The 25,390-nt window shown below is 51.7% G+C and carries 24 protein-coding genes; all 24 read left to right on the top strand.

Translation table 11 applies throughout. The features are described 5' to 3' along the window. Window positions 1-26 precede the first annotated feature (26 nt). The 24 genes from asnC to phoU all read left to right on the top strand — a co-directional run bounded on the left by asnC (window position 27) and on the right by phoU (window position 25,374). Complete coding sequence (asnC, locus tag CSE01S_RS09525; protein ID WP_000433016.1) at window positions 27-485, top strand: transcriptional regulator AsnC; 459 nt, start codon at window positions 27-29, stop codon at window positions 483-485. Window positions 486-575: 90 nt separating this feature from the next. Beyond that, the gene (gene mioC / locus CSE01S_RS09520; protein WP_042287345.1) at window positions 576-1,019 is read left to right on the top strand and encodes an FMN-binding protein MioC; all 444 of its coding nucleotides are present in this window, start codon (window positions 576-578) and stop codon (window positions 1,017-1,019) included. 378 nt (window positions 1,020-1,397) lie between these two features. Beyond that, entirely contained in the window at window positions 1,398-3,287 is a 1,890-nt protein-coding gene (mnmG, locus tag CSE01S_RS09515) for a tRNA uridine-5-carboxymethylaminomethyl(34) synthesis enzyme MnmG (RefSeq protein ID WP_042287342.1), read from the top strand. A 106-nt stretch (window positions 3,288-3,393) separates the two neighbouring features. Further along, window positions 3,394-4,017, top strand: coding sequence for a 16S rRNA (guanine(527)-N(7))-methyltransferase RsmG (gene rsmG, locus CSE01S_RS09510; RefSeq protein ID WP_042287339.1), 624 nt, complete (start codon window positions 3,394-3,396; stop codon window positions 4,015-4,017). Window positions 4,018-4,633: 616 nt separating this feature from the next. Beyond that, on the top strand, window positions 4,634-5,014 hold the full coding sequence (gene atpI, locus CSE01S_RS09505) for a F0F1 ATP synthase subunit I (protein ID WP_042287337.1): 381 nt from the start codon (window positions 4,634-4,636) through the stop codon (window positions 5,012-5,014). A gap of 8 nt (window positions 5,015-5,022) precedes the next feature. Continuing rightward, complete coding sequence (gene atpB, locus CSE01S_RS09500) at window positions 5,023-5,838, top strand: F0F1 ATP synthase subunit A (protein ID WP_042287334.1); 816 nt, start codon at window positions 5,023-5,025, stop codon at window positions 5,836-5,838. A gap of 46 nt (window positions 5,839-5,884) precedes the next feature. Further along, entirely contained in the window at window positions 5,885-6,124 is a 240-nt protein-coding gene (atpE, locus tag CSE01S_RS09495) for a F0F1 ATP synthase subunit C (RefSeq protein ID WP_000429386.1), read from the top strand. A gap of 59 nt (window positions 6,125-6,183) precedes the next feature. Further along, complete coding sequence (gene atpF / locus CSE01S_RS09490; protein WP_003023796.1) at window positions 6,184-6,654, top strand: F0F1 ATP synthase subunit B; 471 nt, start codon at window positions 6,184-6,186, stop codon at window positions 6,652-6,654. A gap of 14 nt (window positions 6,655-6,668) precedes the next feature. Further along, window positions 6,669-7,202, top strand: a complete 534-nt coding sequence (gene atpH, locus CSE01S_RS09485) for a F0F1 ATP synthase subunit delta (RefSeq protein WP_042287330.1) — start codon at window positions 6,669-6,671, stop codon at window positions 7,200-7,202. Between the two features lie 12 nt (window positions 7,203-7,214). Further along, window positions 7,215-8,756, top strand: coding sequence for a F0F1 ATP synthase subunit alpha (gene atpA, locus CSE01S_RS09480; protein ID WP_042287327.1), 1,542 nt, complete (start codon window positions 7,215-7,217; stop codon window positions 8,754-8,756). Window positions 8,757-8,806: 50 nt separating this feature from the next. Then, a complete protein-coding gene (gene atpG / locus CSE01S_RS09475) occupies window positions 8,807-9,670 on the top strand; it encodes a F0F1 ATP synthase subunit gamma (RefSeq protein WP_042287324.1) in 864 nt (287 codons plus the stop codon). Window positions 9,671-9,696: 26 nt separating this feature from the next. Further along, window positions 9,697-11,079: a F0F1 ATP synthase subunit beta gene (gene atpD / locus CSE01S_RS09470; protein ID WP_042287321.1), complete on the top strand. Its 1,383-nt coding sequence runs from the start codon at window positions 9,697-9,699 to the stop codon at window positions 11,077-11,079. Between the two features lie 20 nt (window positions 11,080-11,099). Next, window positions 11,100-11,519: a F0F1 ATP synthase subunit epsilon gene (locus tag CSE01S_RS09465; protein ID WP_001251971.1), complete on the top strand. Its 420-nt coding sequence runs from the start codon at window positions 11,100-11,102 to the stop codon at window positions 11,517-11,519. Between the two features lie 311 nt (window positions 11,520-11,830). Then, a complete protein-coding gene (gene glmU / locus CSE01S_RS09460; protein WP_042287317.1) occupies window positions 11,831-13,201 on the top strand; it encodes a bifunctional UDP-N-acetylglucosamine diphosphorylase/glucosamine-1-phosphate N-acetyltransferase GlmU in 1,371 nt (456 codons plus the stop codon). 318 nt (window positions 13,202-13,519) lie between these two features. Continuing rightward, a complete protein-coding gene (gene glmS / locus CSE01S_RS09455; protein WP_042287315.1) occupies window positions 13,520-15,349 on the top strand; it encodes a glutamine--fructose-6-phosphate transaminase (isomerizing) in 1,830 nt (609 codons plus the stop codon). 319 nt (window positions 15,350-15,668) lie between these two features. Further along, on the top strand, window positions 15,669-16,193 hold the full coding sequence (locus tag CSE01S_RS09450) for a fimbrial protein (protein ID WP_042287311.1): 525 nt from the start codon (window positions 15,669-15,671) through the stop codon (window positions 16,191-16,193). A gap of 94 nt (window positions 16,194-16,287) precedes the next feature. Then, entirely contained in the window at window positions 16,288-16,962 is a 675-nt protein-coding gene (locus CSE01S_RS09445) for a fimbria/pilus periplasmic chaperone (protein ID WP_042287309.1), read from the top strand. 39 nt (window positions 16,963-17,001) lie between these two features. Continuing rightward, window positions 17,002-19,473 (top strand): fimbria/pilus outer membrane usher protein, encoded by a 2,472-nt coding sequence (locus tag CSE01S_RS09440; RefSeq protein WP_042287404.1) that lies wholly within the window; start codon window positions 17,002-17,004, stop codon window positions 19,471-19,473. Window positions 19,474-19,564: 91 nt separating this feature from the next. Next, window positions 19,565-20,542 carry a fimbrial protein gene (locus CSE01S_RS09435; RefSeq protein ID WP_233422697.1) on the top strand — a complete coding sequence of 326 codons (978 nt, stop codon included), beginning with the start codon at window positions 19,565-19,567 and terminating at the stop codon, window positions 20,540-20,542. Window positions 20,543-20,786: 244 nt separating this feature from the next. Further along, window positions 20,787-21,827, top strand: a complete 1,041-nt coding sequence (gene pstS, locus CSE01S_RS09430; protein WP_042287304.1) for a phosphate ABC transporter substrate-binding protein PstS — start codon at window positions 20,787-20,789, stop codon at window positions 21,825-21,827. Window positions 21,828-21,951: 124 nt separating this feature from the next. After that, a complete protein-coding gene (pstC, locus tag CSE01S_RS09425) occupies window positions 21,952-22,911 on the top strand; it encodes a phosphate ABC transporter permease PstC (protein WP_042287300.1) in 960 nt (319 codons plus the stop codon). Continuing rightward, window positions 22,911-23,801, top strand: a complete 891-nt coding sequence (gene pstA, locus CSE01S_RS09420) for a phosphate ABC transporter permease PstA (RefSeq protein ID WP_042287297.1) — start codon at window positions 22,911-22,913, stop codon at window positions 23,799-23,801. Before pstC ends, pstA begins: the two co-directional genes overlap by 1 nt. A gap of 47 nt (window positions 23,802-23,848) precedes the next feature. After that, a complete protein-coding gene (pstB, locus tag CSE01S_RS09415) occupies window positions 23,849-24,622 on the top strand; it encodes a phosphate ABC transporter ATP-binding protein PstB (RefSeq protein ID WP_015961095.1) in 774 nt (257 codons plus the stop codon). Between the two features lie 26 nt (window positions 24,623-24,648). Further along, on the top strand, window positions 24,649-25,374 hold the full coding sequence (gene phoU, locus CSE01S_RS09410; RefSeq protein ID WP_012907987.1) for a phosphate signaling complex protein PhoU: 726 nt from the start codon (window positions 24,649-24,651) through the stop codon (window positions 25,372-25,374). Window positions 25,375-25,390: the final 16 nt, after the last annotated feature.

The raw sequence follows: 25,390 nt of genomic DNA, 5'->3' as shown, positions 1-25,390 counted from the left end.
ATCATTAATCAACATAAGAAAAACCTATGGAAAATTATCAGATCGACAATCTGGACCGCGGCATCCTCGACGCTTTAATGGAAAATGCCCGCACCGCCTACGCCGAACTGGCAAAACAGTTTGGCGTAAGTCCCGGGACCATTCACGTACGTGTAGAAAAGATGAAGCAGGCAGGGATCATCACCGGCGCACGCATCGATGTCAGTCCTAAACAGTTGGGTTATGACGTTGGCTGCTTCATCGGCATTATCCTTAAAAGCGCGAAAGACTATCCCTCTGCGCTGGCCAGGCTGGAAAGTCTTGATGAGGTCACTGAAGCGTATTACACCACCGGGCACTACAGCATCTTTATAAAGGTCATGTGCAAATCGATCGACGCGCTCCAGCATGTACTTATCAACAAGATCCAAACAATTGATGAAATTCAGTCCACCGAAACGCTGATCGTCTTGCAGAACCCGATTATGCGCACCATCAAGCCATGAACGGCTTTTTTAATCCCACATTTTTCCACAGGTAGATCCCAGCTCGCTCACAGCGTACAATACCCGCCTCTTTAGATGAGCGAGCGATCCATGGCAGATATTACCCTTATCAGCGGCAGCACCCTTGGCGGTGCGGAATACGTAGCGGAACACCTGGCAGAAAAGCTGGAAGACGCCGGTTTTTCAACCGAAACCCTGCACGGCCCGCTATTAGAGGATCTCTCACTCTCCGGGATCTGGCTGATAATCAGTTCCACACATGGCGCAGGGGACATTCCGGACAACCTGGTGCCTTTCTATGACGATCTTCAGGCGCAGACTCCCGATCTCTCACAGGTTCGTTTTGGCGCAGTGGGCATCGGTAGCCGCGAATATGACACTTTCTGTGGCGCAATCGAAAAGATAGAAACAGAAATGAAGGGCGCAGGAGCAAAACAGCTTGGCGAAACGCTGAAGATCAACATTCTCGATCACGACATACCGGAAGATCCAGCGGAAGCCTGGCTGGGATCGTGGATTAATTTACTCAAATAAGTGTAAAGATCGAGCGATCGAGTGTGGATAACTCTGTCAGGAAGCTTGGATCAACCGGTAGTTATCCAAAGAATAACCGTTGTTCAGTTTTTGAGTTGTGCATAACCCTTCATTCTGATCCCAGCTTATACGGACCAGGATCACCGATCATTCACAGCTAATGATCCTTACCAGGCCATTGATCTTACTGGCGGGATCCGGCTTATCCACAGTCTGGCGCGATCCTAATAAGAGATCACAATAGAACAGATCTCTAAATAAAAAGATCTTCTTTTTAATACCCAGGATCCCGGGACTTTCTCCATCGGCTAAAGTTGAGTAGAATCCACCGCCCGGGCTTCAATCCATTTTCATACCGCGTTATGCGAGGCAATTACCATGTTTTATCCGGATCCTTTTGACGTCATTATCATTGGCGGGGGTCATGCAGGCACTGAGGCCGCGATGGCCGCAGCGCGTATGGGTCAACAAACCCTGCTTTTGACACACAATATCGACACGCTGGGGCAGATGAGCTGCAACCCGGCGATTGGCGGTATTGGAAAGGGACACCTGGTAAAAGAAGTGGATGCGCTCGGGGGGTTGATGGCAAAAGCGATCGACCAGGCGGGTATTCAGTTTAGGATACTAAACGCCAGCAAAGGGCCCGCGGTTCGCGCCACGCGCGCCCAGGCGGATCGCGTTCTGTATCGCCAGGCGGTGCGAACGGCGCTGGAGAACCAACCGAACCTGATGATCTTCCAGCAAGCGGTTGAAGATCTGATTGTCGAAAACGATCGTGTGGTTGGCGCAGTAACCCAAATGGGGCTTAAATTCCGTGCGAAAGCGGTCGTTCTCACCGTCGGAACGTTCCTTGACGGCAAAATACATATTGGTCTGGATAACTACAGCGGTGGCCGTGCGGGCGATCCGCCGTCTATCCCCCTTTCCCGCCGCCTGCGGGAACTGCCGCTGCGCGTGAGCCGTCTCAAAACCGGCACACCGCCACGTATTGATGCGCGCACCATTGATTTCAGCGTGCTGGCGCAGCAGCATGGCGACAACCCGATGCCAGTCTTCTCGTTTATGGGCAATGCGGCGCAACATCCGCAGCAGGTGCCGTGCTACATCACCCACACCAACGAGAAAACCCATGATGTGATCCGTAATAACCTCGATCGTAGCCCAATGTACGCTGGCGTGATCGAAGGGATCGGCCCACGTTACTGCCCGTCGATCGAAGACAAGGTTATGCGCTTCGCCGATCGTAATCAGCATCAGATCTTCCTCGAACCTGAAGGACTGACCTCCAACGAGATTTACCCGAACGGCATCTCCACCAGCCTGCCGTTTGATGTGCAGATGCAAATTGTTCGCTCAATGCAGGGCATGGAAAATGCCAAAATCGTCCGTCCGGGTTACGCCATTGAATATGACTTCTTCGATCCGCGTGACCTGAAGCCGACGCTGGAAAGTAAATTCATCCTGGGGCTGTTTTTTGCGGGCCAAATCAACGGTACCACCGGCTACGAAGAAGCGGCTGCGCAAGGTTTGCTTGCAGGTCTTAACGCGGCTCGTCTGTCTGCTGACAAAGAGGGCTGGGCGCCTGCGCGTTCTCAGGCCTACCTCGGCGTGCTGGTGGACGATCTGTGTACGCTGGGTACCAAAGAGCCGTACCGCATGTTTACTTCTCGTGCGGAATACCGCCTGATGCTGCGTGAAGACAACGCCGACCTGCGCCTGACTGAAATGGGCCGTGAGCTGGGGCTGGTGGATGATGAACGCTGGGCGCGTTTTAACGAGAAGCTGGAAAATATTGAGCGTGAACGCCAGCGCCTGAAATCCACCTGGGTAACGCCGACAGCGGAAACCGCGGACGAAGTCAACGCTCACCTGACCGCGCCGCTCTCCCGTGAAGCCAGTGGTGAAGACCTGCTGCGCCGCCCGGAAATGACCTACCAACAGCTTACCGCGCTGACGCCGTTTGCGCCTGCGCTTGACGATGTTCAGGCCGCTGAGCAGGTTGAAATTCAGGTGAAATATGAAGGGTATATCGCCCGTCAGCAGGATGAGATCGAAAAACAACTGCGCAACGAGAACACGCTGCTGCCTGCGACCCTGGATTACCGTCAGGTCTCCGGGCTGTCGAACGAAGTGATCGCCAAGCTTAACGATCACAAACCGGTCTCTATCGGTCAGGCTTCGCGCATTTCTGGCGTGACGCCGGCGGCGATCTCCATCCTGTTGGTATGGCTGAAAAAACAGGGAATGCTGCGCCGCAGCGCATAACGTTTTGAAAAACGCCCGGTGGTGCTACGCTTACCGGGCCTACAAACCCGTAGGGCGGGTTAGCCAGGTGCCACCCGCCACGTAAGCATCTCAACAGGTAATCACCGTGCTCAATAAACTCTCTCGCCTGCTGGCTGACGCTGGCATTTCGCTTACCGATCACCAGAAAAATCAGCTGATTGCGTATGTCGACATGCTGCATAAATGGAACAAAGCCTACAACCTGACCTCAGTGCGCGATCCTAACGAGATGCTGGTCCGTCATATTCTCGACAGCATTGTGGTTGCGCCGCATTTGCAGGGCGAGCGTTTTATCGATGTGGGGACAGGCCCTGGGCTGCCGGGTATTCCGTTGTCCATCGTCCGTCCTGAATCGCATTTCACCCTGCTCGACAGCCTGGGGAAGCGGGTTCGTTTCCTGCGCCAGGTACAGCATGAGCTTGCGCTCAAAAATATCACCCCGGTCCAGAGCCGCGTTGAAGATTTCCCCGCTGAACCGCCGTTTGACGGGGTGATCAGTCGCGCGTTCGCCTCACTCAATGACATGGTGAGCTGGTGTCGCCATTTGCCTGGCGAGAATGGCCGTTTCTATGCGTTGAAGGGGCTCCTGCCAGAGGATGAAATCGCCGCGTTGCCTGCGCCGTTCCAGGTTGATTCCATTGTCAAACTGGCGGTGCCGCAGTTGGAAGGCGAGCGTCATCTGGTGGTGATTAAGCCAAATAAAATTTAATTTTTATCAAAAAAATTAAAGAAAAATGGCCCGGTTGCGTGTTAACAGGCGGCGTCATTTGGAGCGCGAAAACGGAGTATGCTTAACGCCATCTTCACTGACTGTTAGCACTTGGGTAACGTGGCTTTTTTTGGTAAAGACAAAATTAGTCAACATGGAAAATATCAGCCTGCTAAAAATCGAGGCTACCAATTAAAATGGCATGTTAAGTTTTTATTAAAAATGTCAATGGTAGGTTTTCGAGGTGTAAGCTGCCGTTTTTAAAACAGTGAGTAAATTTAGGCTTAAATATCAGAAAGTTGAAATGGCATCATTTGCCAAGTAAATATATGGCGTCGGGGCGAATATGCTCAATATGTGATCTGAAGCACGCTTTATCGCCAGTGTTTACGCGGCATTTGCAGTTTTGCTTGAACGTTCACAGTTTGGCAAAAAGTAATAAATGTGGCCTGTCGAAAAATATTTAAACATTTATTCACCTTTTAGCTACTTATTGTTTGAAATCACGAGGGCGCACCGTATAATTTGTCCGCTTTTTGATGCTTGACTCTAAGCCTTAAAGAACGTTTTATACGACACGCGGCATACCTCGTAGGGAGCAGGAGTTAAAAACGTGATGTCTGTGTCGCTCTTGAGTCGAAACGTTGCTCGTAAGCTTCTGTTCATTCAGTTTCTGGCGGTAGTGGCAAGTGGATTGCTGTTCAGCCTCAAAGACCCCTTCTGGGGCACTTCCGCATTTTGCGGAGGTATGGCAGTCTTTCTGCCTAACGTGTTGTTTATGATATTTGCCTGGCGTCACCAGGCGCATACACCTGCTAAGGGCCGAGTGGCCTGGACGTTCGCCTTCGGTGAAGCCTTCAAGGTGTTAGCGATGTTGATATTGCTGGTGGTGGCGCTGGCGGTTTTGAAGGCGGTTTTTTTGCCGCTGATCGTTACGTGGGTTTTGGTGCTGGTGGTTCAGATACTGGCGCCGGCTGTAATTAACAACAAAGGGTAAAAGGCATCATGGCTTCAGAAAATATGACGCCGCAGGATTACATAGGACACCACCTGAACAACCTTCAGCTGGACCTGCGTACATTCTCGCTGGTGGATCCGCATAACCCCCCAGCCACCTTCTGGACGCTCAATATTGACTCCATGTTTTTCTCGGTGGTGCTGGGTCTGTTGTTCCTGCTTATGTTCCGTAGCGTGGCCAAGAAGGCAACCAGCGGCGTACCAGGCAAGTTTCAGACCGCGATTGAGCTGGTGATCGGCTTTGTGCATGGTAGCGTGAAAGACATGTACCATGGCAAAAGCAAGCTGATTGCGCCGCTGGCCCTGACGATCTTCGTCTGGGTATTCCTGATGAACCTGATGGACTTACTGCCTATCGACCTGTTGCCGTACATCGCGGAGCACTGGCTCGGTCTGCCGGCACTGCGTGTGGTCCCGTCTGCTGACGTGAACATCACCCTGTCTATGGCGCTCGGCGTATTTATCCTCATTCTGTTCTACAGCATCAAAATGAAAGGCATCGGCGGCTTCACGAAAGAGTTGACGCTGCAGCCGTTCAATCACTGGGCGTTCATCCCTGTCAACTTAATCCTTGAAGGGGTAAGTCTGCTGTCCAAACCGGTTTCTCTCGGTCTGCGACTGTTCGGCAACATGTATGCCGGTGAGCTGATTTTCATTCTGATTGCTGGTCTGTTGCCGTGGTGGTCACAGTGGATCCTGAATGTGCCGTGGGCCATTTTCCACATCCTGATTATTACGCTGCAAGCCTTCATCTTCATGGTTCTGACGATCGTCTATCTGTCGATGGCGTCTGAAGAGCATTAATTTACCAACACTACTACGTTTTAACTGAAACAAACTGGAGACTGTCATGGAAAACCTGAATATGGATCTGCTGTACATGGCTGCCGCTGTGATGATGGGTCTGGCGGCAATCGGTGCTGCGATCGGTATCGGCATCCTCGGGGGTAAATTCCTGGAAGGCGCAGCGCGTCAACCTGATCTGATTCCTCTGCTGCGTACTCAGTTCTTTATCGTTATGGGTCTGGTGGATGCTATCCCGATGATCGCTGTAGGTCTGGGTCTGTACGTGATGTTCGCTGTCGCGTAGTAAGCGTTGCTTGAATTAAGAGCAATATCAGAACGTTAACTAGATAGAGGCATTGTGCTGTGAATCTTAACGCAACAATCCTCGGCCAGGCCATCGCGTTTGTCCTGTTCGTTCTGTTCTGCATGAAGTACGTATGGCCGCCGTTAATGGCTGCCATCGAGAAGCGTCAAAAAGAAATTGCTGACGGCCTTGCTTCTGCAGAACGAGCACATAAGGATCTTGACCTTGCAAAGGCCAGCGCGACCGACCAGCTGAAAAAAGCGAAGGCGGAAGCTCAGGTAATCATCGAGCAGGCGAACAAACGCCGCGCTCAGATCCTGGACGAAGCCAAAACGGAAGCAGAGCAGGAACGTACTAAAATCGTGGCCCAGGCGCAGGCGGAAATTGAAGCCGAGCGTAAACGTGCCCGTGAAGAGCTGCGTAAGCAAGTTGCTATCCTGGCTGTTGCTGGCGCCGAGAAGATCATCGAACGTTCCGTGGATGAAGCTGCTAACAGCGACATCGTGGATAAACTTGTCGCTGAACTGTAAGGAGGGAGGGGCTGATGTCTGAATTTGTTACGGTAGCTCGCCCCTACGCCAAAGCAGCTTTTGACTTTGCCGTCGAACACCAAAGTGTAGAGCGCTGGCAGGACATGCTGGCGTTTGCCGCCGAGGTAACGAAAAACGAACAAATGGCTGAGCTTCTCTCTGGCGCGCTGGCGTCGGAAACGCTCGCTGAGTCGTTTATCGCAGTATGCGGTGAGCAACTGGACGAAAACGGTCAGAACCTGATTCGGGTCATGGCTGAGAATAACCGTCTGAACGCGCTCCCGGATGTTCTTGAGCAGTTCATTCACCTGCGCGCCGCGAGTGAGTCTATCTCTGAGGTAGAAGTCACGTCCGCGACCGCACTGAGTGAAGAACAGCTTGCGAAGATTAGCGCTGCGATGGAAAAACGTCTGTCACGCAAAGTTAAGCTGAATTGCAAAATCGATAAGTCTGTAATGGCAGGCGTAATCATCCGCTCGGGTGATATGGTCATAGATGGCAGCGTACGCGGCCGTCTTGAGCGCCTTGCAGACGTCTTGCAGTCTTAAGGGGACTGGAGCATGCAACTGAATTCCACCGAAATCAGCGAACTGATCAAGCAGCGCATTGCTCAGTTCAATGTTGTGAGTGAAGCTCACAACGAAGGTACTATTGTTTCTGTAAGTGACGGTGTTATCCGTATTCACGGCCTGGCCGATTGTATGCAGGGTGAAATGATCTCCCTGCCGGGTAACCGTTACGCTATCGCATTGAACCTGGAGCGCGACTCCGTGGGTGCGGTGGTGATGGGTCCGTACGCTGACCTCGCCGAAGGCATGAAGGTGAAATGTACGGGTCGTATCCTGGAAGTTCCGGTAGGCCGTGGCCTGCTGGGCCGTGTGGTTAACACCCTGGGTGCGCCAATCGACGGTAAAGGTCCGGTTGAGCACGACGGCTTCTCTGCAGTTGAAGCTATCGCTCCGGGCGTTATCGAACGTCAGTCCGTCGATCAGCCGGTACAGACCGGTTATAAATCCGTTGACGCCATGATCCCAATCGGTCGTGGTCAGCGTGAATTGATCATCGGTGACCGTCAGACCGGTAAAACCGCGCTGGCAATCGACGCCATCATCAACCAGCGTGATTCCGGCATCAAGTGTGTTTACGTCGCTATCGGCCAGAAAGCCTCCACCATCTCTAACGTGGTGCGCAAACTGGAAGAACACGGCGCGCTGTCCAACACCATCGTGGTGGTCGCGACCGCGTCTGAATCTGCCGCACTGCAATACCTGGCGCCGTATGCCGGTTGCGCAATGGGCGAATACTTCCGTGACCGCGGCGAAGATGCGCTGATCATCTATGATGACCTGTCCAAACAGGCTGTTGCTTATCGTCAGATCTCCCTGCTGCTCCGTCGTCCGCCTGGACGTGAAGCATTCCCGGGCGACGTATTCTACCTCCACTCCCGTCTGCTGGAACGTGCTGCGCGTGTTAACGCCGAATACGTTGAAGCCTTCACCAAAGGTGAAGTGAAAGGGAAAACCGGTTCTCTGACCGCGCTGCCGATTATCGAAACGCAGGCAGGTGACGTTTCCGCGTTCGTTCCGACCAACGTAATCTCCATTACCGATGGTCAGATCTTCCTGGAAACCAACCTGTTTAACGCCGGTATTCGTCCTGCGGTTAACCCCGGTATCTCCGTATCCCGTGTAGGTGGCGCAGCGCAGACCAAGATCATGAAGAAACTGTCCGGTGGTATTCGTACCGCGCTGGCGCAGTACCGTGAACTGGCAGCATTCTCCCAGTTCGCCTCTGACCTTGACGATGCAACCCGTAAACAGCTTGACCACGGTCAGAAAGTGACCGAACTGCTGAAACAGAAACAGTATGCGCCGATGTCCGTTGCGCAGCAGTCTCTGGTTCTGTTCGCGGCAGAACGTGGTTATCTGGCGGATGTAGAACTGGCGAAAATCGGTAGCTTCGAAGCCGCTCTGCTGGCTTACGTCGACCGTGATCACGCTCCGTTGATGCAAGAGATCAACCAGTCCGGTGGCTATAACGACGAAATCGAAGGCAAGCTGAAAGGCATCCTCGATTCCTTCAAAGCAACCCAATCCTGGTAACGTCTGGCGGCCTGCCTTAAGGCGGGCCGCAAGGCATTGAGGAGAAGCTCATGGCCGGCGCAAAAGAGATACGTAGTAAGATCGCAAGCGTCCAGAACACGCAAAAGATCACTAAAGCGATGGAAATGGTCGCCGCTTCCAAAATGCGTAAATCGCAGGATCGCATGGCGGCCAGCCGTCCTTATGCAGATACCATGCGCAAAGTGATTGGTCACCTTGCGAACGGTAATCTGGAATATAAGCACCCCTATCTGGAAGAACGCGACGTTAAGCGCGTGGGCTACCTGGTGGTGTCGACCGACCGTGGTCTGTGCGGCGGCTTGAACATTAACCTGTTCAAAAAACTGCTGGCGGATATGAAAGCATGGTCCGATAAAGGCGTTCAGTGCGACCTCGCAATGATCGGCTCAAAAGGCGTGTCTTTCTTTAACTCCGTTGGCGGCAACGTTGTCGCCCAGGTAACGGGCATGGGGGATAACCCTTCCCTGTCCGAACTGATCGGCCCGGTTAAAGTGATGTTGCAGGCCTACGACGAAGGCCGTCTGGACAAGCTGTACATTGTCAGCAACAAATTTATTAACACCATGTCTCAGGTTCCAACCATCACTCAGATGCTGCCGTTACCGGCTTCAGAAGATGATGAACTGAAACGTAAAGCCTGGGATTACCTGTACGAACCAGACCCGAAAGCGCTGCTGGATACCCTCCTGCGTCGTTATGTGGAATCTCAGGTTTATCAGGGCGTGGTAGAAAACCTGGCCAGCGAGCAGGCCGCCCGTATGGTGGCGATGAAAGCCGCGACCGACAATGGCGGCAGCCTGATTAAAGAGCTGCAGTTGGTATACAACAAAGCTCGTCAGGCCAGCATTACTCAGGAACTCACCGAGATCGTCTCGGGGGCCGCCGCGGTTTAACCAGGTTATTTCGTAGAGGATTCAAGATGGCTACTGGAAAAATTGTCCAGGTAATCGGCGCCGTAGTTGACGTCGAGTTCCCTCAGGATGCCGTACCGCGCGTGTACGACGCCCTTGAGGTACAGAATGGTAATGAGCGTCTGGTGCTGGAAGTTCAGCAGCAGCTCGGTGGCGGTATTGTACGTACCATCGCCATGGGTTCTTCCGACGGTCTGCGTCGTGGTCTGGAAGTAAAAGACCTTGAGCACCCGATCGAAGTCCCGGTAGGTAAAGCAACGCTGGGTCGTATCATGAACGTACTGGGCGAACCAGTAGACATGAAAGGCGACATCGGTGAAGAAGAGCGTTGGGCTATCCACCGTGCCGCGCCGTCCTATGAAGAGTTGTCTAACTCTCAGGAACTGCTGGAAACCGGCATCAAAGTTATCGACCTGATGTGTCCGTTCGCGAAGGGCGGTAAAGTCGGTCTGTTCGGTGGTGCGGGCGTAGGTAAAACCGTAAACATGATGGAGCTGATCCGTAACATCGCGATCGAGCACTCCGGTTACTCTGTGTTTGCGGGCGTGGGTGAACGTACTCGTGAGGGTAACGACTTCTACCACGAAATGACCGACTCCAACGTTATCGACAAAGTATCCCTGGTGTACGGCCAGATGAACGAGCCGCCTGGAAACCGTCTGCGCGTCGCACTGACCGGTCTGACCATGGCTGAGAAGTTCCGTGACGAAGGTCGTGACGTTCTGCTGTTCGTCGATAACATCTATCGTTACACCCTGGCCGGTACGGAAGTATCCGCACTGCTGGGTCGTATGCCTTCAGCGGTAGGTTATCAGCCGACTCTGGCGGAAGAGATGGGTGTTCTGCAGGAACGTATCACCTCAACCAAAACCGGTTCTATCACCTCCGTTCAGGCGGTATACGTACCGGCGGATGACTTGACTGACCCATCACCAGCCACCACCTTTGCGCACTTAGATGCAACCGTGGTACTGAGCCGTCAGATCGCGTCTCTGGGTATCTACCCGGCCGTTGACCCGCTGGACTCCACCAGCCGTCAGCTGGACCCGCTGGTGGTTGGTCAGGAGCACTACGACACCGCGCGCGGCGTCCAGTCTATCCTGCAACGTTACCAGGAACTGAAAGACATCATCGCCATCCTGGGTATGGATGAACTGTCTGAAGAAGATAAACTGGTGGTAGCTCGCGCACGTAAGATCCAGCGCTTCCTGTCCCAGCCGTTCTTCGTGGCGGAAGTATTCACCGGTTCTCCGGGTAAATACGTTTCTCTGAAAGACACCATCCGTGGCTTTAAAGGCATCATGGAAGGCGAATACGATCACCTGCCGGAGCAGGCGTTCTACATGGTCGGTTCCATCGACGAAGCCGTGGAAAAAGCCAAAAAACTTTAACGCCTTAATCGGAGGGTGATATGGCAATGACTTACCACCTGGACGTCGTCAGCGCAGAGCAACAAATGTTCTCTGGTCTGGTCGAGAAAATCCAGGTAACGGGTAGTGAAGGTGAACTGGGTATTTACCCGGGTCACGCCCCGCTGCTCACCGCCATTAAGCCTGGTATGATTCGCATCGTTAAACAGCACGGTCATGAAGAGTTTATCTATCTGTCCGGCGGCATTCTTGAAGTGCAACCGGGTAGCGTGACCGTTCTGGCTGATACCGCGATTCGCGGCCAGGATCTCGACGAAGCGCGAGCTCTGGAAGCGAAGCGTAAGGCTGAGGAGCACATTAAGAGCTCTCATGGTGACGTGGATTACGCTCAGGCGTCTGCGGAACTGGCCAAAGCGATCGCTAAACTGCGCGTTATCGAGTTGACCAAAAAAGCGATGTAACACCGGCTTGAAAGCATAAAAACCAGTCTCTTTGCAGGCTGGTTTTTTTTTGCCTGGGGAACAGGCGTCAGGCGCGATCTTTCTTTATGTCTCAAAAAAATAGCAAAAACATCGTGCTAACGCTTTAATCAAGGTTCGACGCGACTTTTCGCAAGACAAAAACCGCGTCAATGGTCGAAAATGTCGCTCTCGCCGTCGGAGAAAGTCCGATAATGAGCGTTTTATCTTCTTCCCATTTCACGCTGAAAAAAATGTAGTATTTTCAAAGTGAAACGGTATAAATTCGTTCTCAAATTACAGTCAGGACGCGTATGTTGAACAAAGCTATGAGCGTAGTGATCCTTGCCGCAGGCAAAGGCACACGTATGTATTCCGATCTTCCTAAAGTGCTGCATACCCTTGCCGGTAAAGCGATGGTCCAGCATGTCATTGATGCGGCGAATGAATTAGGCGCTTCTCAGGTTCACCTGGTCTATGGACACGGTGGCGATCTGCTTAAAAAGACGCTGAAAAATGACAATCTTAACTGGGTACTCCAGGCTGAACAGCTGGGAACCGGCCATGCGATGCAACAGGCCGCGCCCTTCTTTAGTGATGACGAAGACATTTTAATGCTCTACGGCGACGTGCCGCTGATCTCCGTTGAAACGCTGACCCGACTGCGCGACGCCAAACCGCAGGGCGGCATTGGTCTGCTCACGGTTAAACTGGATGACCCAAGCGGTTACGGGCGCATTACGCGTGAGAACGGTCAGGTTACCGGCATTGTTGAACATAAAGACGCCACTGAAGAACAGCGTCAGATCCAGGAAATCAACACCGGTATCCTGATTGCTAACGGCGCGGACATGAAGCGCTGGCTGGCGAAACTGAACAATAACAATGCGCAGGGTGAGTACTACATCACCGATATTATTGCGATGGCGTTCCAGGAAGGGCGTGAAATCGCCGCCGTGCACCCGGCTCGCATCAGTGAAACCGACGGTGTGAACAACCGTCTGCAGCTTTCCCGACTTGAGCGTATTTACCAGTCCGAGCAGGCGGAAAAGCTGCTGCTGGCAGGCGTGATGTTACGTGACCCGGCGCGTTTTGATCTGCGCGGCGCCCTTAATCACGGGCGCGATGTTGAAATTGATACTAACGTTATCATCGAAGGGAAGGTGACGTTAGGTCATCGCGTGAAGATTGGCGCGGGCTGTGTGATTAAAAACAGCGTTATTGGCGATGACTGCGAAATCAGTCCCTACAGCGTGGTGGAAGATGCGCATCTGGAAGCGGCCTGCACCATTGGCCCGTTCGCACGTCTGCGTCCTGGAGCGGAGCTGCTGGAAGGCGCGCATGTGGGCAATTTTGTTGAAATGAAAAAAGCGCGTCTGGGCAAAGGCTCTAAAGCGGGTCATTTGACCTATCTGGGCGATGCGGAAATTGGCGACAATGTGAATATCGGCGCGGGGACGATTACCTGCAACTACGATGGCGCGAACAAATTTAAAACTATCATTGGCGACGATGTCTTTGTCGGTTCTGACACGCAGCTGGTGGCGCCGGTGAGCGTAGGCAAAGGAGCGACCATCGCCGCAGGAACGACCGTGACGCGTGATATCGCGGATAACGAGCTGGTGCTGAGCCGCGTGCCGCAGGTTCATAAGCAAGGCTGGCAGCGTCCGGTGAAGAAAAAGTGATTTTGTCGGCCAGTTAAGCGTTAGCGATATCCGGCAGACACGGGATGAGGCGATAAAAATATATCGCCCGCCAACATGCAGTACCCATAAAAATAACCCCACTCTCTACAAGGCTCGGGGCGCCCGGAAAGACGGGTTTTATCTTAAGGATTTCGCATTGTGGCAAAGCGGCAAGCGAATGAGTCAATGGGAGCTTATCTGAGTAAATGCCCATGGCGAAAGCGTACGGCCAGCACAGCCACGGCGTGAAAGACGAAGGATAAATACAGGTCGAAAGACAACGAGAGGCATAATGCCTGGATTCGGAATCAAAAAAATATGTGTGGAATTGTTGGCGCAATCGCGCAACGTGATGTAGCTGAAATCCTTCTCGAAGGTTTACGTCGTCTGGAATACCGTGGTTATGATTCTGCGGGTCTGGCGGTAGTGGATGCGGAAGGTCATATGACCCGTCTGCGTCGTCTGGGGAAAGTGCAAATGCTGGCGCAGGCTGCGGAAGAACACCCGCTGCATGGCGGTACCGGCATCGCTCACACCCGCTGGGCAACGCACGGCGAACCTTCAGAAGCAAACGCGCATCCGCATGTTTCTGAACACATTGTGGTGGTGCATAACGGCATCATTGAAAACCATGAACCGCTGCGCGAAACGCTGAAAGCGCGCGGCTACACCTTCGTTTCTGAAACCGACACCGAAGTGATTGCTCACTTAGTGCACTGGGAGCTGGAACAGGGCGGTACATTGCGTGAAGCGGTCCTGCGGGCGATCCCGCAACTGCGCGGCGCATACGGCACGGTAATCATGGATACCCGCCAGCCGGATACGCTGCTGGCGGCACGCTCGGGTAGCCCGCTGGTGATCGGACTGGGAATGGGCGAAAACTTCATCGCCTCTGATCAGCTGGCGCTGCTGCCCGTGACTCGCCGCTTTATCTTCCTTGAAGAAGGCGATATCGCGGAAGTGACGCGTCGTAGCGTCGCTATTTTTGATAAAACCGGTGCGGATGTGCAGCGCCAGGATATCGAATCCAGTCTGCAATATGACGCGGGTGATAAAGGTATCTACCGCCACTACATGCAAAAAGAGATCTACGAACAGCCGAATGCGATCAAGAACACCCTTACCGGACGTATCAGTCACGGTGAAGTGGATCTGAGCGAGCTGGGACCGAAAGCCAACGAGCTGCTGGCGCAGGTTGAGCACATTCAGATCATCGCCTGCGGCACGTCTTACAACTCAGGTATGGTTTCTCGTTACTGGTTTGAATCGCTGGCAGGCATTCCTTGCGATGTCGAAATTGCCTCAGAGTTCCGCTATCGCAAATCCGCCGTACGTCGCAACAGCCTGATGATCACCCTGTCGCAGTCGGGCGAAACGGCGGACACGCTGGCTGGCCTGCGCCTGTCGAAAGAGCTGGGCTATCTTGGCTCGCTCGCTATCTGTAACGTGCCGGGGTCATCGCTGGTACGTGAATCGGATCTGGCGATGATGACCAATGCCGGTACTGAAATTGGCGTGGCGTCGACCAAAGCGTTTACCACGCAGTTAACCGTTCTGCTGATGCTGGTGGCGAAACTGGCGCGTCTGAAGGGACTGGATGCCGCTATTGAGCATGACATCGTGCACGGCCTGCAGGCGCTGCCGAGCCGCATTGAGCAGATGTTGTCGCAGGACAAACGCATTGAAGCGCTGGCAGAAGACTTCTCTGACAAGCATCACGCGTTATTCCTGGGGCGCGGCGATCAGTATCCGATTGCGCTGGAAGGCGCGCTGAAGCTGAAAGAGATCTCTTATATCCATGCGGAAGCGTACGCGGCAGGCGAACTGAAGCACGGTCCGCTGGCGCTGATTGACGCGGACATGCCGGTTATTGTGGTGGCTCCGAACAACGAACTGCTGGAAAAACTGAAATCCAACATCGAAGAAGTCCGGGCGCGTGGCGGCCAATTGTATGTTTTCGCCGATCAGGATGCGGGCTTTGTCAGCAGCGACAACATGCACATTATCGAGATGCCGCATGTCGAAGAGGTGATCGCCCCTATCTTCTACACCGTTCCGCTGCAACTGCTGGCATATCACGTGGCGCTGATTAAAGGCACCGACGTGGACCAGCCGCGTAACCTGGCAAAATCGGTAACAGTGGAATAATTTAATATATCGTGGTAAAAAAGCCCCGCTAACTTATGGTTGCGGGGCTTTTTTTATGTTACGGGTAAATATTTTCTGAAAATTAATTGCGGGTGATTTATCTTTTTAAAAAAATAACTATAGTAACGAGCGTTTTTCGTGGTTTATAAAATCTAATATTATTTAGTTGTTATTTTTCCGCCCTTTACATAAAAAATAAATAAATATTTTTATATTGCGATTTCATTGTCGTAGGTTTACTATTCTTTCGCTGAAATACTTTAATGGTATTTGTTTAAAAAATACTTCTTTGTTATTTATAATTTAAGGATGTTTTATTGTGAAAGGAAAAGTATTAAGTAGTGCTTTAATTTGTTCTGCTCTGTTTGTAACTTCTCAGGTGCATGCAGCTAACGGCAATGGCGTGGTTCATTTTACTGGTGAAATTATTGATAGCACCTGTGAAGTTACGACTAATTCTCAGGACCAGATCGTAGATCTTGGTAAAGTTAATAAATCAACTTTTACCGGCGTGGGGTCTACCGCTTCTGTTCAGGCATTTCAAATCGATCTGATTAATTGCCCTGATACGTATAAAAAGGCGGCCGTGCGTTTTGACGGTACCGAAGACGGAGATGGTTATCTTAAAGTTAACACCGGAGGCGCAGAAGGTGTGGCTGTCGCTCTTTACAACAAAGTCGATAACAGTTTGTTGAAGCTTTACAATGAATCCACTTACGCTGATATCAATACTGACGGTACAGCGACAATCCCCTTTATTGCACGTTATATTGCCACCTCTGATACCATAAAAGCGGGTCTGGCAAACGCCGATTCTGAATTTACTGTTACCTATAGCAATTAAAATTCGTCCTTACCTTTTAAAACCTCAGGCCTGATAAGGCTTGTTTTGCCTGTCCAATTTTAGAAACAAGCCCAGGCCTGCTACAGGATTCAATATGTGCTGGCGTCTTTTTAGTGTTATTTTTTTTCTTTGTTTTACGTTTCCAACTTATTCAGGAATTGTTATTGGTGGAACGAGAGTTATCTTTCAAAGCAGTAAACCTGACGTGACGTTGTCGGTAATTAACAAAGACACGACTTTACCTTATCTGATCCAGGTATGGGTGGACCCTTTTAACGCTACGGATAAAAATAAACCACCTTTTACTGCTATACCACCAGTTTCTCGTCTGGAGCCAAAACAGGAACGCGTATTGAGAATTATCAAAACGCAGGGTGAATTACCCTCAAACAGAGAATCGGTTTTTTGGATAAATGTAAAAAATATCCCACCATCACCAACTAAAGACAGCAGCAAGCTGGAGATTGCGATTAAAACGCGGATCAAACTTTTCTGGCGCCCCTCCAGCATTAAGGAAACACCCGAAACGGCTAGCAAAAAGCTCACATGGCGGCGGGAAGGACGACTGTTGGTAGTGACCAACCCGACAGCGATTCACGTGAATATGATTGATGTTACTGTCGACGGTAAACCAATTGATATTGCTATGATAAAACCATTTGAAATACAAAAAATTACATTACCCATTGATATATCTGGCAAACGTCTGACATGGCACTGTATTAACGATTACGGCGCCATCAGCGAAGTAATCCAGCAGTCAATTTAATTGCCGGGAGGCGGTACGTTGAATTACTCCCGTTTATCACTGCTGTTTTTTACTCTGTGGATATCGATTCCTCCATCGTTAGCTCAGGCAGAAGAACACTTTAACTCTCGATTGTTGGAGTTTGAACATCCGGTTGATGTGGATATCAGCCAGTTCAGTAAGGCGAATACGTTACCGGAAGGGGAATACAGCGTCGATATTTACATCAATGAACGGTTCTTTGAGCGAAGGCATGTGACGTTCAGAAGAGGTCAAAATGAAGAGGAGCTTCAGCCCTGTTTCTATGATTTGAAAAGTACCCTGCGTAGCTTTGGAACCAAAGTGAAGGCGTTAAAGACGCTGGAAAACGTGGAAGCCCGGCGCTGTGAATACCTTCCTTCGCCGGAAGGTATTTTCGGGAAACTGGACAGCGAAAAGTTGGTGCTCCGCATCGCCATACCACAAATTTATCTCGATGCCGCCTCACGTGACGCCATCCCCCCCTCTCGTTGGGAGCAGGGGATTAACGCGCTGCTGCTGAATTATGATTTTTCAACGACCCAGACGCTGAAGTCGCAGTATGACAGTGACGATCTTTATTATCTTAATTTGCGCAGTGGGATCAATCTTGGGGCGTGGCGATTACGTAATTACAGCACGCTTAATGCGGTGAACAGCCAGGGAGACTACCACTCTGTGAGTACTTACTTACAGCGTGACATCGCCGCTTTGCGAAGTCAGGTCATGTTTGGCGATACCTGGACGGCAAGCGACCTGTTTGACAGTACGCAAGTTCGGGGGCTTCGTCTATATACCGACAGCGATATGCTTCCGGACAGCATGAACGGTTTTGCGCCTGTGGTTCGCGGCGTCGCCAAAAGCAACGCTGTGGTGACTATCCGCCAGAACGGTTACATGATTTATCAGTCAGCAGTACCGCAGGGGCCTTTTGCGCTGACCGATCTCAAGACCACCAGTAGCGGTGGCGATCTTGACGTTACCGTTAAAGAGGAAGACGGCAGCGAAACACATTTCACGCAGCCTTATGCTTCCCTTGCCATATTACGAAGAGAAGGACAAACCGATGTTGATATCAGCATTGGCGAGCTACGTAACAACGACTTTTTTACGCCGAATGTGTTTCAGGCCCAGGCCATGCGCGGCTTGCCCTGGGGTATGACCCTGTATGGTGGCACGCAGATTGCCAAAGACTATGCCGCTGTTGCTGCTGGCGTTGGCAAAGATCTCGGTGAGATGGGCGCGATATCTCTGGATGTAACCCACGCTCGGTCCCGGTTTTTTGATGACTCCGAACAGGGTCAGTCCTGGCGATTTTTGTATTCCAAAACCTTTGAAACCAGTAATACGAATCTGCGAATTGTTGGCTATCGCTATTCGACAGAAGGATTTTATACCCTTGATGAATGGGCTTCGCGACAGGACGACAGCGAATTGTTCAGGCAAACCGGCAACCGGCGTAGCCGGTTAGAAGGGACATGGACGCAGCCTTTCGCGGAAGGGTTCGGCAATATCTATTTAATGCTCAGCAGGCAGCAATACTGGCAGACGGATAATGTTGAACGCCTGATTCAGTTTGGTTACAGCAACAACTGGAACCAGATGCTATGGAACCTGTCATGGAATTACAGCGATATGGCTAACCGGGTAGCAACAGGCCAAGAGGGTAATGATAACGAACATGTTTTTATGTTGTCGCTTTCTGTTCCACTGTCTCGTTTTCTTCCTCAAACTTATTTGAATTATAGCTATACCCACAATGGTAATAGCAGCCCAATGCACCAAATCGCACTGAATGGAAGTCTGGCTGAGAGGAATAACGTTGGCTGGAGTCTTCAGCAGTCGTTCAATGAAACGGGAGCGAATAACAGTGGTAACGCAGGCGTGACGTGGGATGGTACCTACGGTTCTGTAAAAGCGAATTATGGCTGGAGTGATGAATCCAGACAACTGAACTATGGTGTTCGCGGTGGGATTTTATGGCACGCCGACGGTATCACGCTTTCACAGGAAATGGGCGAAACAGTCGCATTGATTAAAGCGCCCGGCGCAGAAGGGTTAACTCTGGAAAACACCACGGGTATTGCCACTGACTGGCGCGGTTATACCGTTAAAACACAGATGACGCCTTATGAAGAGAATCGTATTGCTATCGGAAGCAACTATTTTTCTTCAGGTAACGTGGAGTTGGAAAAAAATGTTCTCAGTCTGGTTCCAACCCGTGGCGCCGTGGCGAAAGCGGAGTTTGTTACTCACATCGGTTATCGCGTGTTATTCCGTGTCGTTTTGGAAAATAACAAACCCGCTCCGTTTGGCGCAATGGCGTCAGTCTCTCTGCCGTCAGGGATCGTAACCGGCATCGTTGGCAGTGACGGCGAGCTTTATCTCGCCGGTATGCCTGAAACAGGCTTATTCACGCTAACTCTGCAAAACGGCGTGACCTGCTCTGCGCACTACGAAATTCTCCAACCGTCAAACAATGGGCTGATTCAGCTGCCTGCAACGTGTCAATAAAGGAATATATATGAAAATAACCAAGGGGTTCTGGCTTTTCACCCTGCTTATCCCGGTATTGACAGCTAGCGCCGCGCCTACCGGCTATTGCGTGGCGAATGAAGGTACGCACCATAACTATTTTGATGTTACCAAAACGTTTTCTTACTACGACAATATGGCGGGTATCATAGTTTCATCAACGACCAGCGCGGATAACGCAACGTTTAAAGGCACCTGTTATTGCCTCACAGGGCGAAACCAGGTGTCAGAGACCACGTATTTTACATCGGTGATGAATCCATCGTTATCGTCGGCCGGAACGCACAATAACCAGTCTTTTTTCTGGCTAAACGATTTTCTGGATATTGCAATGGAGACCTACATCCTCGGCGTTGGCTTCGTTAAGCTTCCCTACGATCACATTCCCAATGAACAGGACGCTCACAGATGTAAAGAGGGAGTAGATAACAATATCACTTTTTACAGCGGTGGTTCTGCAACCGTCAGCCTGTACGTCAAAAAACCGATCGTCGGAACCATGACCATTCCATTGACATTGATCTCCAGCATTTACGCTACGCTGGATCCGCATACGGTATCTCATCATTACATCGCAGACATTATGATTAAAGGATCGATAACCGTTCCTCAGTCTTGTGAAATTAGTGAAGGAGAGACGCTGGTCATTGATTTTAAAAAAATTCTTGCCTCTGAGTTTCCTGCCGTGAAAGGCCAGGCGTTGAACGATCATAAAATTACCCGCAAAGTGGCCGTCAGGTGCAGCAATATCGGGAAATATCAGAGCATAAATGCGCATATCAGCGCGGCTTCTGCCGGCACCGAAGACGATATGATTCAGACCAGCAACCCTGATGTAGGAATCAAAATCTATGATAAACAGGGGCGTGAGGTTAACGTCAACGGGGGCGAATTAGTAACCGACATTACCTCCTTACCATCCGGTATGATGGGCGATAAGAACGGTGAAATCACCTTTTCCAGCACCCCTGCCAGTGCGACCGGCGCGAAACCCCAGCCTGGCTTTTTTAACGCGACCGCCACATTAACTATTGAGATTGAAAACTGAATTTACGGCGGTTGAGATGACAACTGCTGTCATTTTGCTTCTACCGGAAGCGAGCTGAACAAATGTATATGACAAAAAAATGAACAAGACGTGAATTAATGACTATAGTTTTCATGTGGTTACTCTTTACAATTTCATTGTCATAAAACTGTCATATTTCGTACATTTAACTGTCACCTGTTTGTCCTATTTTGCTCATCGTAGCCACTTAACAATGATTTACGAAAATCTTGCAGGAGACATTATGAAAGTTATGCGTACCACTGTCGCAACTGTTGTCGCCGCGACCTTATCCATGAGCGCTTTCTCTGTATTCGCAGCAGCAAGCCTGACAGGCGCAGGTGCAACTTTTCCTGCGCCGGTGTATGCCAAATGGGCCGATACTTATCAGAAAGAGACCGGTAGTAAGGTTAACTACCAGGGTATCGGCTCCTCCGGTGGTGTTAAACAAATCACAGCAAATACCGTTGATTTCGGTGCTTCTGATGCGCCGTTGTCTGACGAAAAACTGAACCAGGAAGGCCTGTTCCAGTTCCCGACCGTGATCGGCGGCGTGGTGCTGGCGGTAAATATTCCGGGTCTGAAATCGGGTGAACTGGTACTGGATGGTAAAACCCTGGGCGATATCTACCTGGGTAAAATCAAGAAGTGGGACGACGAAGCCATCACCAAACTGAACCCGGGTCTGAAACTGCCTTCGCAGAATATCGCCGTGGTTCGTCGTGCTGACGGTTCCGGTACTTCCTTCGTCTTTACCAGCTACCTGGCGAAAGTGAACGAAGAGTGGAAAACCAAAGTGGGTTCTGGCTCTACCGTGAACTGGCCGACCGGTCTGGGCGGTAAAGGTAACGACGGTATCGCCGCATTTGTACAGCGTCTGCCGGGCTCTATCGGTTACGTTGAGTACGCTTACGCGAAGCAGAACAACCTGGCTTACACCAAGCTGATTTCTGCCGATGGCAAACCGGTTAGCCCGACGGAAGAGAGCTTCTCCAACGCGGCGAAAGGCGCAGACTGGAGCAAATCTTTCGCTCAGGATCTGACGAACCAGAAAGGTGACGATGCGTGGCCAATCACGTCCACCACCTTCATCCTGGTCCACAAAGAGCAGAAGAAACCTGAGCAGGGCGCAGAAGTGCTGAAGTTCTTCGACTGGGCTTACAAAAATGGCGGCAAACAGGCGAACGACCTGGACTACGCCAGCCTGCCAGACAGCGTGGTTGAGCAGATTCGCGCTGCATGGAAGACCAACGTGAAGGACAGCAGCGGTAAAGCGCTGTACTAAATACCCGCACATTGTGAGCCGCAGCGGTATTGGCTGCAGTTCGAATTATTTAGGGTATGGCATTACGTTAGCCAGGAAGCACGATAAAATACGCGCTTCCTGGCCCAAACTTAAAGAGTGATTTATGGCTGCAACCAAGCCTGCTTTTAACCCACCGGGTAAAAAGGGTGACATGATCTTCAGCGCGCTGGTAAAACTGGCTGCGCTGATTGTGCTATTGATGTTGGGTGGCATTATTGTCTCTCTGATCATCTCCTCCTGGCCGAGCATTGAGAAGTTTGGTTTCTCGTTCCTGTGGACCAAAGAATGGGATGCGCCAAACGATATCTACGGCGCGCTGGTGCCGATCTACGGTACGCTGGTGACCTCTTTTATCGCACTGCTGATCGCCGTTCCGGTGAGCTTCGGCATTGCGCTGTTTCTGACAGAACTTGCTCCCAACTGGCTGCGTCGTCCGCTGGGTATCGCCATTGAACTGCTGGCGGCAATCCCCAGTATCGTTTATGGCATGTGGGGGCTGTTTATCTTTGCGCCGCTGTTCGCCACTTACTTCCAGGAGCCGGTCGGCAATATTCTTTCCAACATTCCGTTTGTTGGCGCGCTGTTCTCCGGCCCGGCGTTTGGTATCGGTATCCTCGCGGCAGGCGTGATCCTCGCCATCATGATCATTCCGTACATTGCGGCGGTGATGCGTGACGTATTTGAACAAACCCCGGTGATGATGAAAGAGTCAGCCTACGGCATCGGCTGCACCACCTGGGAAGTTATCTGGCGTATCGTCCTTCCGTTCACCAAAAATGGGGTGATTGGCGGCATTATGCTGGGCTTAGGCCGCGCGCTGGGTGAAACCATGGCGGTGACCTTTATTATCGGTAACACGTACCAGCTCGACAGCGCGTCGCTGTACATGCCTGGCAACAGCATTACCTCTGCGCTGGCGAACGAATTTGCGGAAGCTGAATCCGGTCTGCACGTTGCGGCGCTGATGGAACTGGGCCTGATCCTGTTCGTGATTACCTTTATCGTACTGGCCGCGTCTAAGTTTATGATTATGCGCCTTGCGAAGAACGAGGGGGCACGCTAATGGCTACGCTTGAAATGCAAAATACCGCTGCGCTGGCAGAGTCCCGTCGCAAAATGCAGGCGCGTCGCCGCGTGAAAAACCGTATCGCCCTGACGCTTTCTATGGCAACGATGGCGTTTGGTTTGTTCTGGTTAATCTGGATCCTGATGTCCACCATTACGCGTGGTATCGACGGGATGTCGCTGGCGCTGTTCACCGAAATGACGCCGCCGCCGAATACCGCGGGCGGGGGCCTTGCGAACGCCCTGGCGGGTAGCGGTCTGCTGATTCTTTGGGCGACTGTATTCGGCACGCCGTTGGGCATTATGGCGGGGATTTATCTGGCTGAGTATGGTCGTAAATCCTGGCTGGCTGAAGTGATTCGCTTTATTAACGACATTCTGCTTTCCGCTCCGTCTATTGTGGTCGGTCTGTTTGTCTACACCATCGTGGTGGCGCAGATGGAGCACTTCTCCGGCTGGGCAGGCGTAATCGCGCTGGCGCTGCTGCAGGTGCCAATCGTGATCCGTACGACCGAAAACATGCTGAAGCTGGTACCGGACAGCCTGCGAGAAGCCGCTTACGCGCTGGGCACGCCGAAATGGAAGATGATTTCGGCGATCACCCTGAAGGCGTCTGTTTCCGGGATCATTACTGGCGTGCTGCTGGCTGTTGCGCGTATTGCCGGTGAAACCGCGCCGCTGCTGTTTACCGCGCTCTCCAACCAGTTCTGGAGCACGGACATGATGCAGCCGATCGCCAACCTGCCGGTGACGATCTTTAAATTTGCGATGAGCCCATTCGCGGAATGGCAGCAACTGGCCTGGGCCGGGGTGCTGATCATCACCCTTTGCGTACTGTTGCTGAACATTCTGGCGCGCGTCATTTTCGCGAAGCAGAAACACGGTTAAATTTTTACGGCGCGGCACATCGCGGCGCCGAATGAGGAAATGAGTCAATGAGTATGGTTGATACTGCCCCGGGTAAGATTCAGGTTCGTGATTTGAACTTCTACTACGGCAAATTCCATGCCCTGAAGAATATCAACCTGGATATCGCGAAGAACCAGGTGACGGCATTCATCGGTCCGTCTGGCTGTGGTAAATCCACGCTGCTGCGTACCTTTAACAAGATGTATTCGCTCTATCCGGAGCAGCGTGCGGAAGGTGAAATTTTGCTGGATGGCGACAACATCCTGACCAATACCCAGGATATCGCCCTGCTGCGTGCGAAAGTGGGGATGGTGTTCCAGAAACCAACGCCGTTCCCGATGTCGATTTATGACAACATCGCCTTTGGCGTGCGTCTGTTTGAGAAACTCTCCCGTGCGGATATGGACGAGCGCGTGCAGTGGGCATTGACCAAGGCCGCATTATGGAACGAAACCAAAGATAAACTTCACCAGAGCGGGTACTCTCTCTCCGGTGGTCAGCAGCAGCGTCTGTGCATTGCGCGCGGTATCGCCATTCGGCCGGAAGTGTTGCTGCTGGATGAGCCGTGTTCAGCGCTGGACCCGATCTCAACCGGGCGTATCGAAGAGCTGATCACCGAGCTGAAGCAGGATTACACCGTAGTGATCGTTACTCACAATATGCAGCAGGCTGCGCGTTGTTCTGACCACACGGCGTTTATGTACCTGGGCGAGTTGATTGAGTTCAGTAACACGGACGATCTGTTCACTAAGCCCGCGAAGAAACAAACCGAAGATTATATTACTGGCCGCTACGGTTGATTTGCCTTAGTGCATGTGGAGAAACCATGGACAACCTCAATCTTAATAAACACATTTCCGGCCAGTTCAACGCAGAGCTGGAAAGCATTCGCACCCAGGTGATGACCATGGGCGGCATGGTCGAGCAGCAGCTTTCTGATGCGATCACCGCAATGCATAACCAGGACAGCGAACTGGCGAAACGTGTTATCGACGGCGATAAACACGTTAACATGATGGAAGTGGCGATCGACGAGGCCTGCGTGCGCATTATTGCCAAGCGCCAGCCGACGGCGAGCGACCTGCGTCTGGTGATGGCGATCATCAAAACCATCGCCGAGCTGGAGCGTATTGGCGACGTGGCGGACAAAATCTGCCGTACCGCGCTGGAGAAGTTCTCTCAGCAGCACCAGCCTCTGCTGGTGAGTCTGGAGTCACTGGGCCGCCATACCGTACAGATGCTGCACGACGTGCTGGATGCGTTTGCGCGCATGGACCTTGATGAAGCGGTCCGTATCTACCGTGAAGACAAAAAGGTCGATCAGGAATACGAAGGCATTGTGCGCCAACTAATGACCTACATGATGGAAGATTCACGTACCATTCCGAGCGTCCTGACGGCGCTGTTCTGTGCGCGATCCATTGAGCGTATCGGCGACCGTTGCCAGAATATCTGCGAATACATTTTCTACTTCGTGAAGGGACAGGATTTCCGTCACGTTGGCGGTGACGAACTGGACAAGCTGCTGGCGGGTAAAGATCCGAAAGAGTAAGGTTTAAGGCGGGTGG

Source organism: Citrobacter sedlakii NBRC 105722 (genome assembly GCF_000759835.1).
GTDB lineage: Bacteria > Pseudomonadota > Gammaproteobacteria > Enterobacterales > Enterobacteriaceae > Citrobacter_A > Citrobacter_A sedlakii.
Note: the sequence above shows the minus strand (reverse complement) of the source record. Positions and strands in the feature narration are given on the sequence as shown.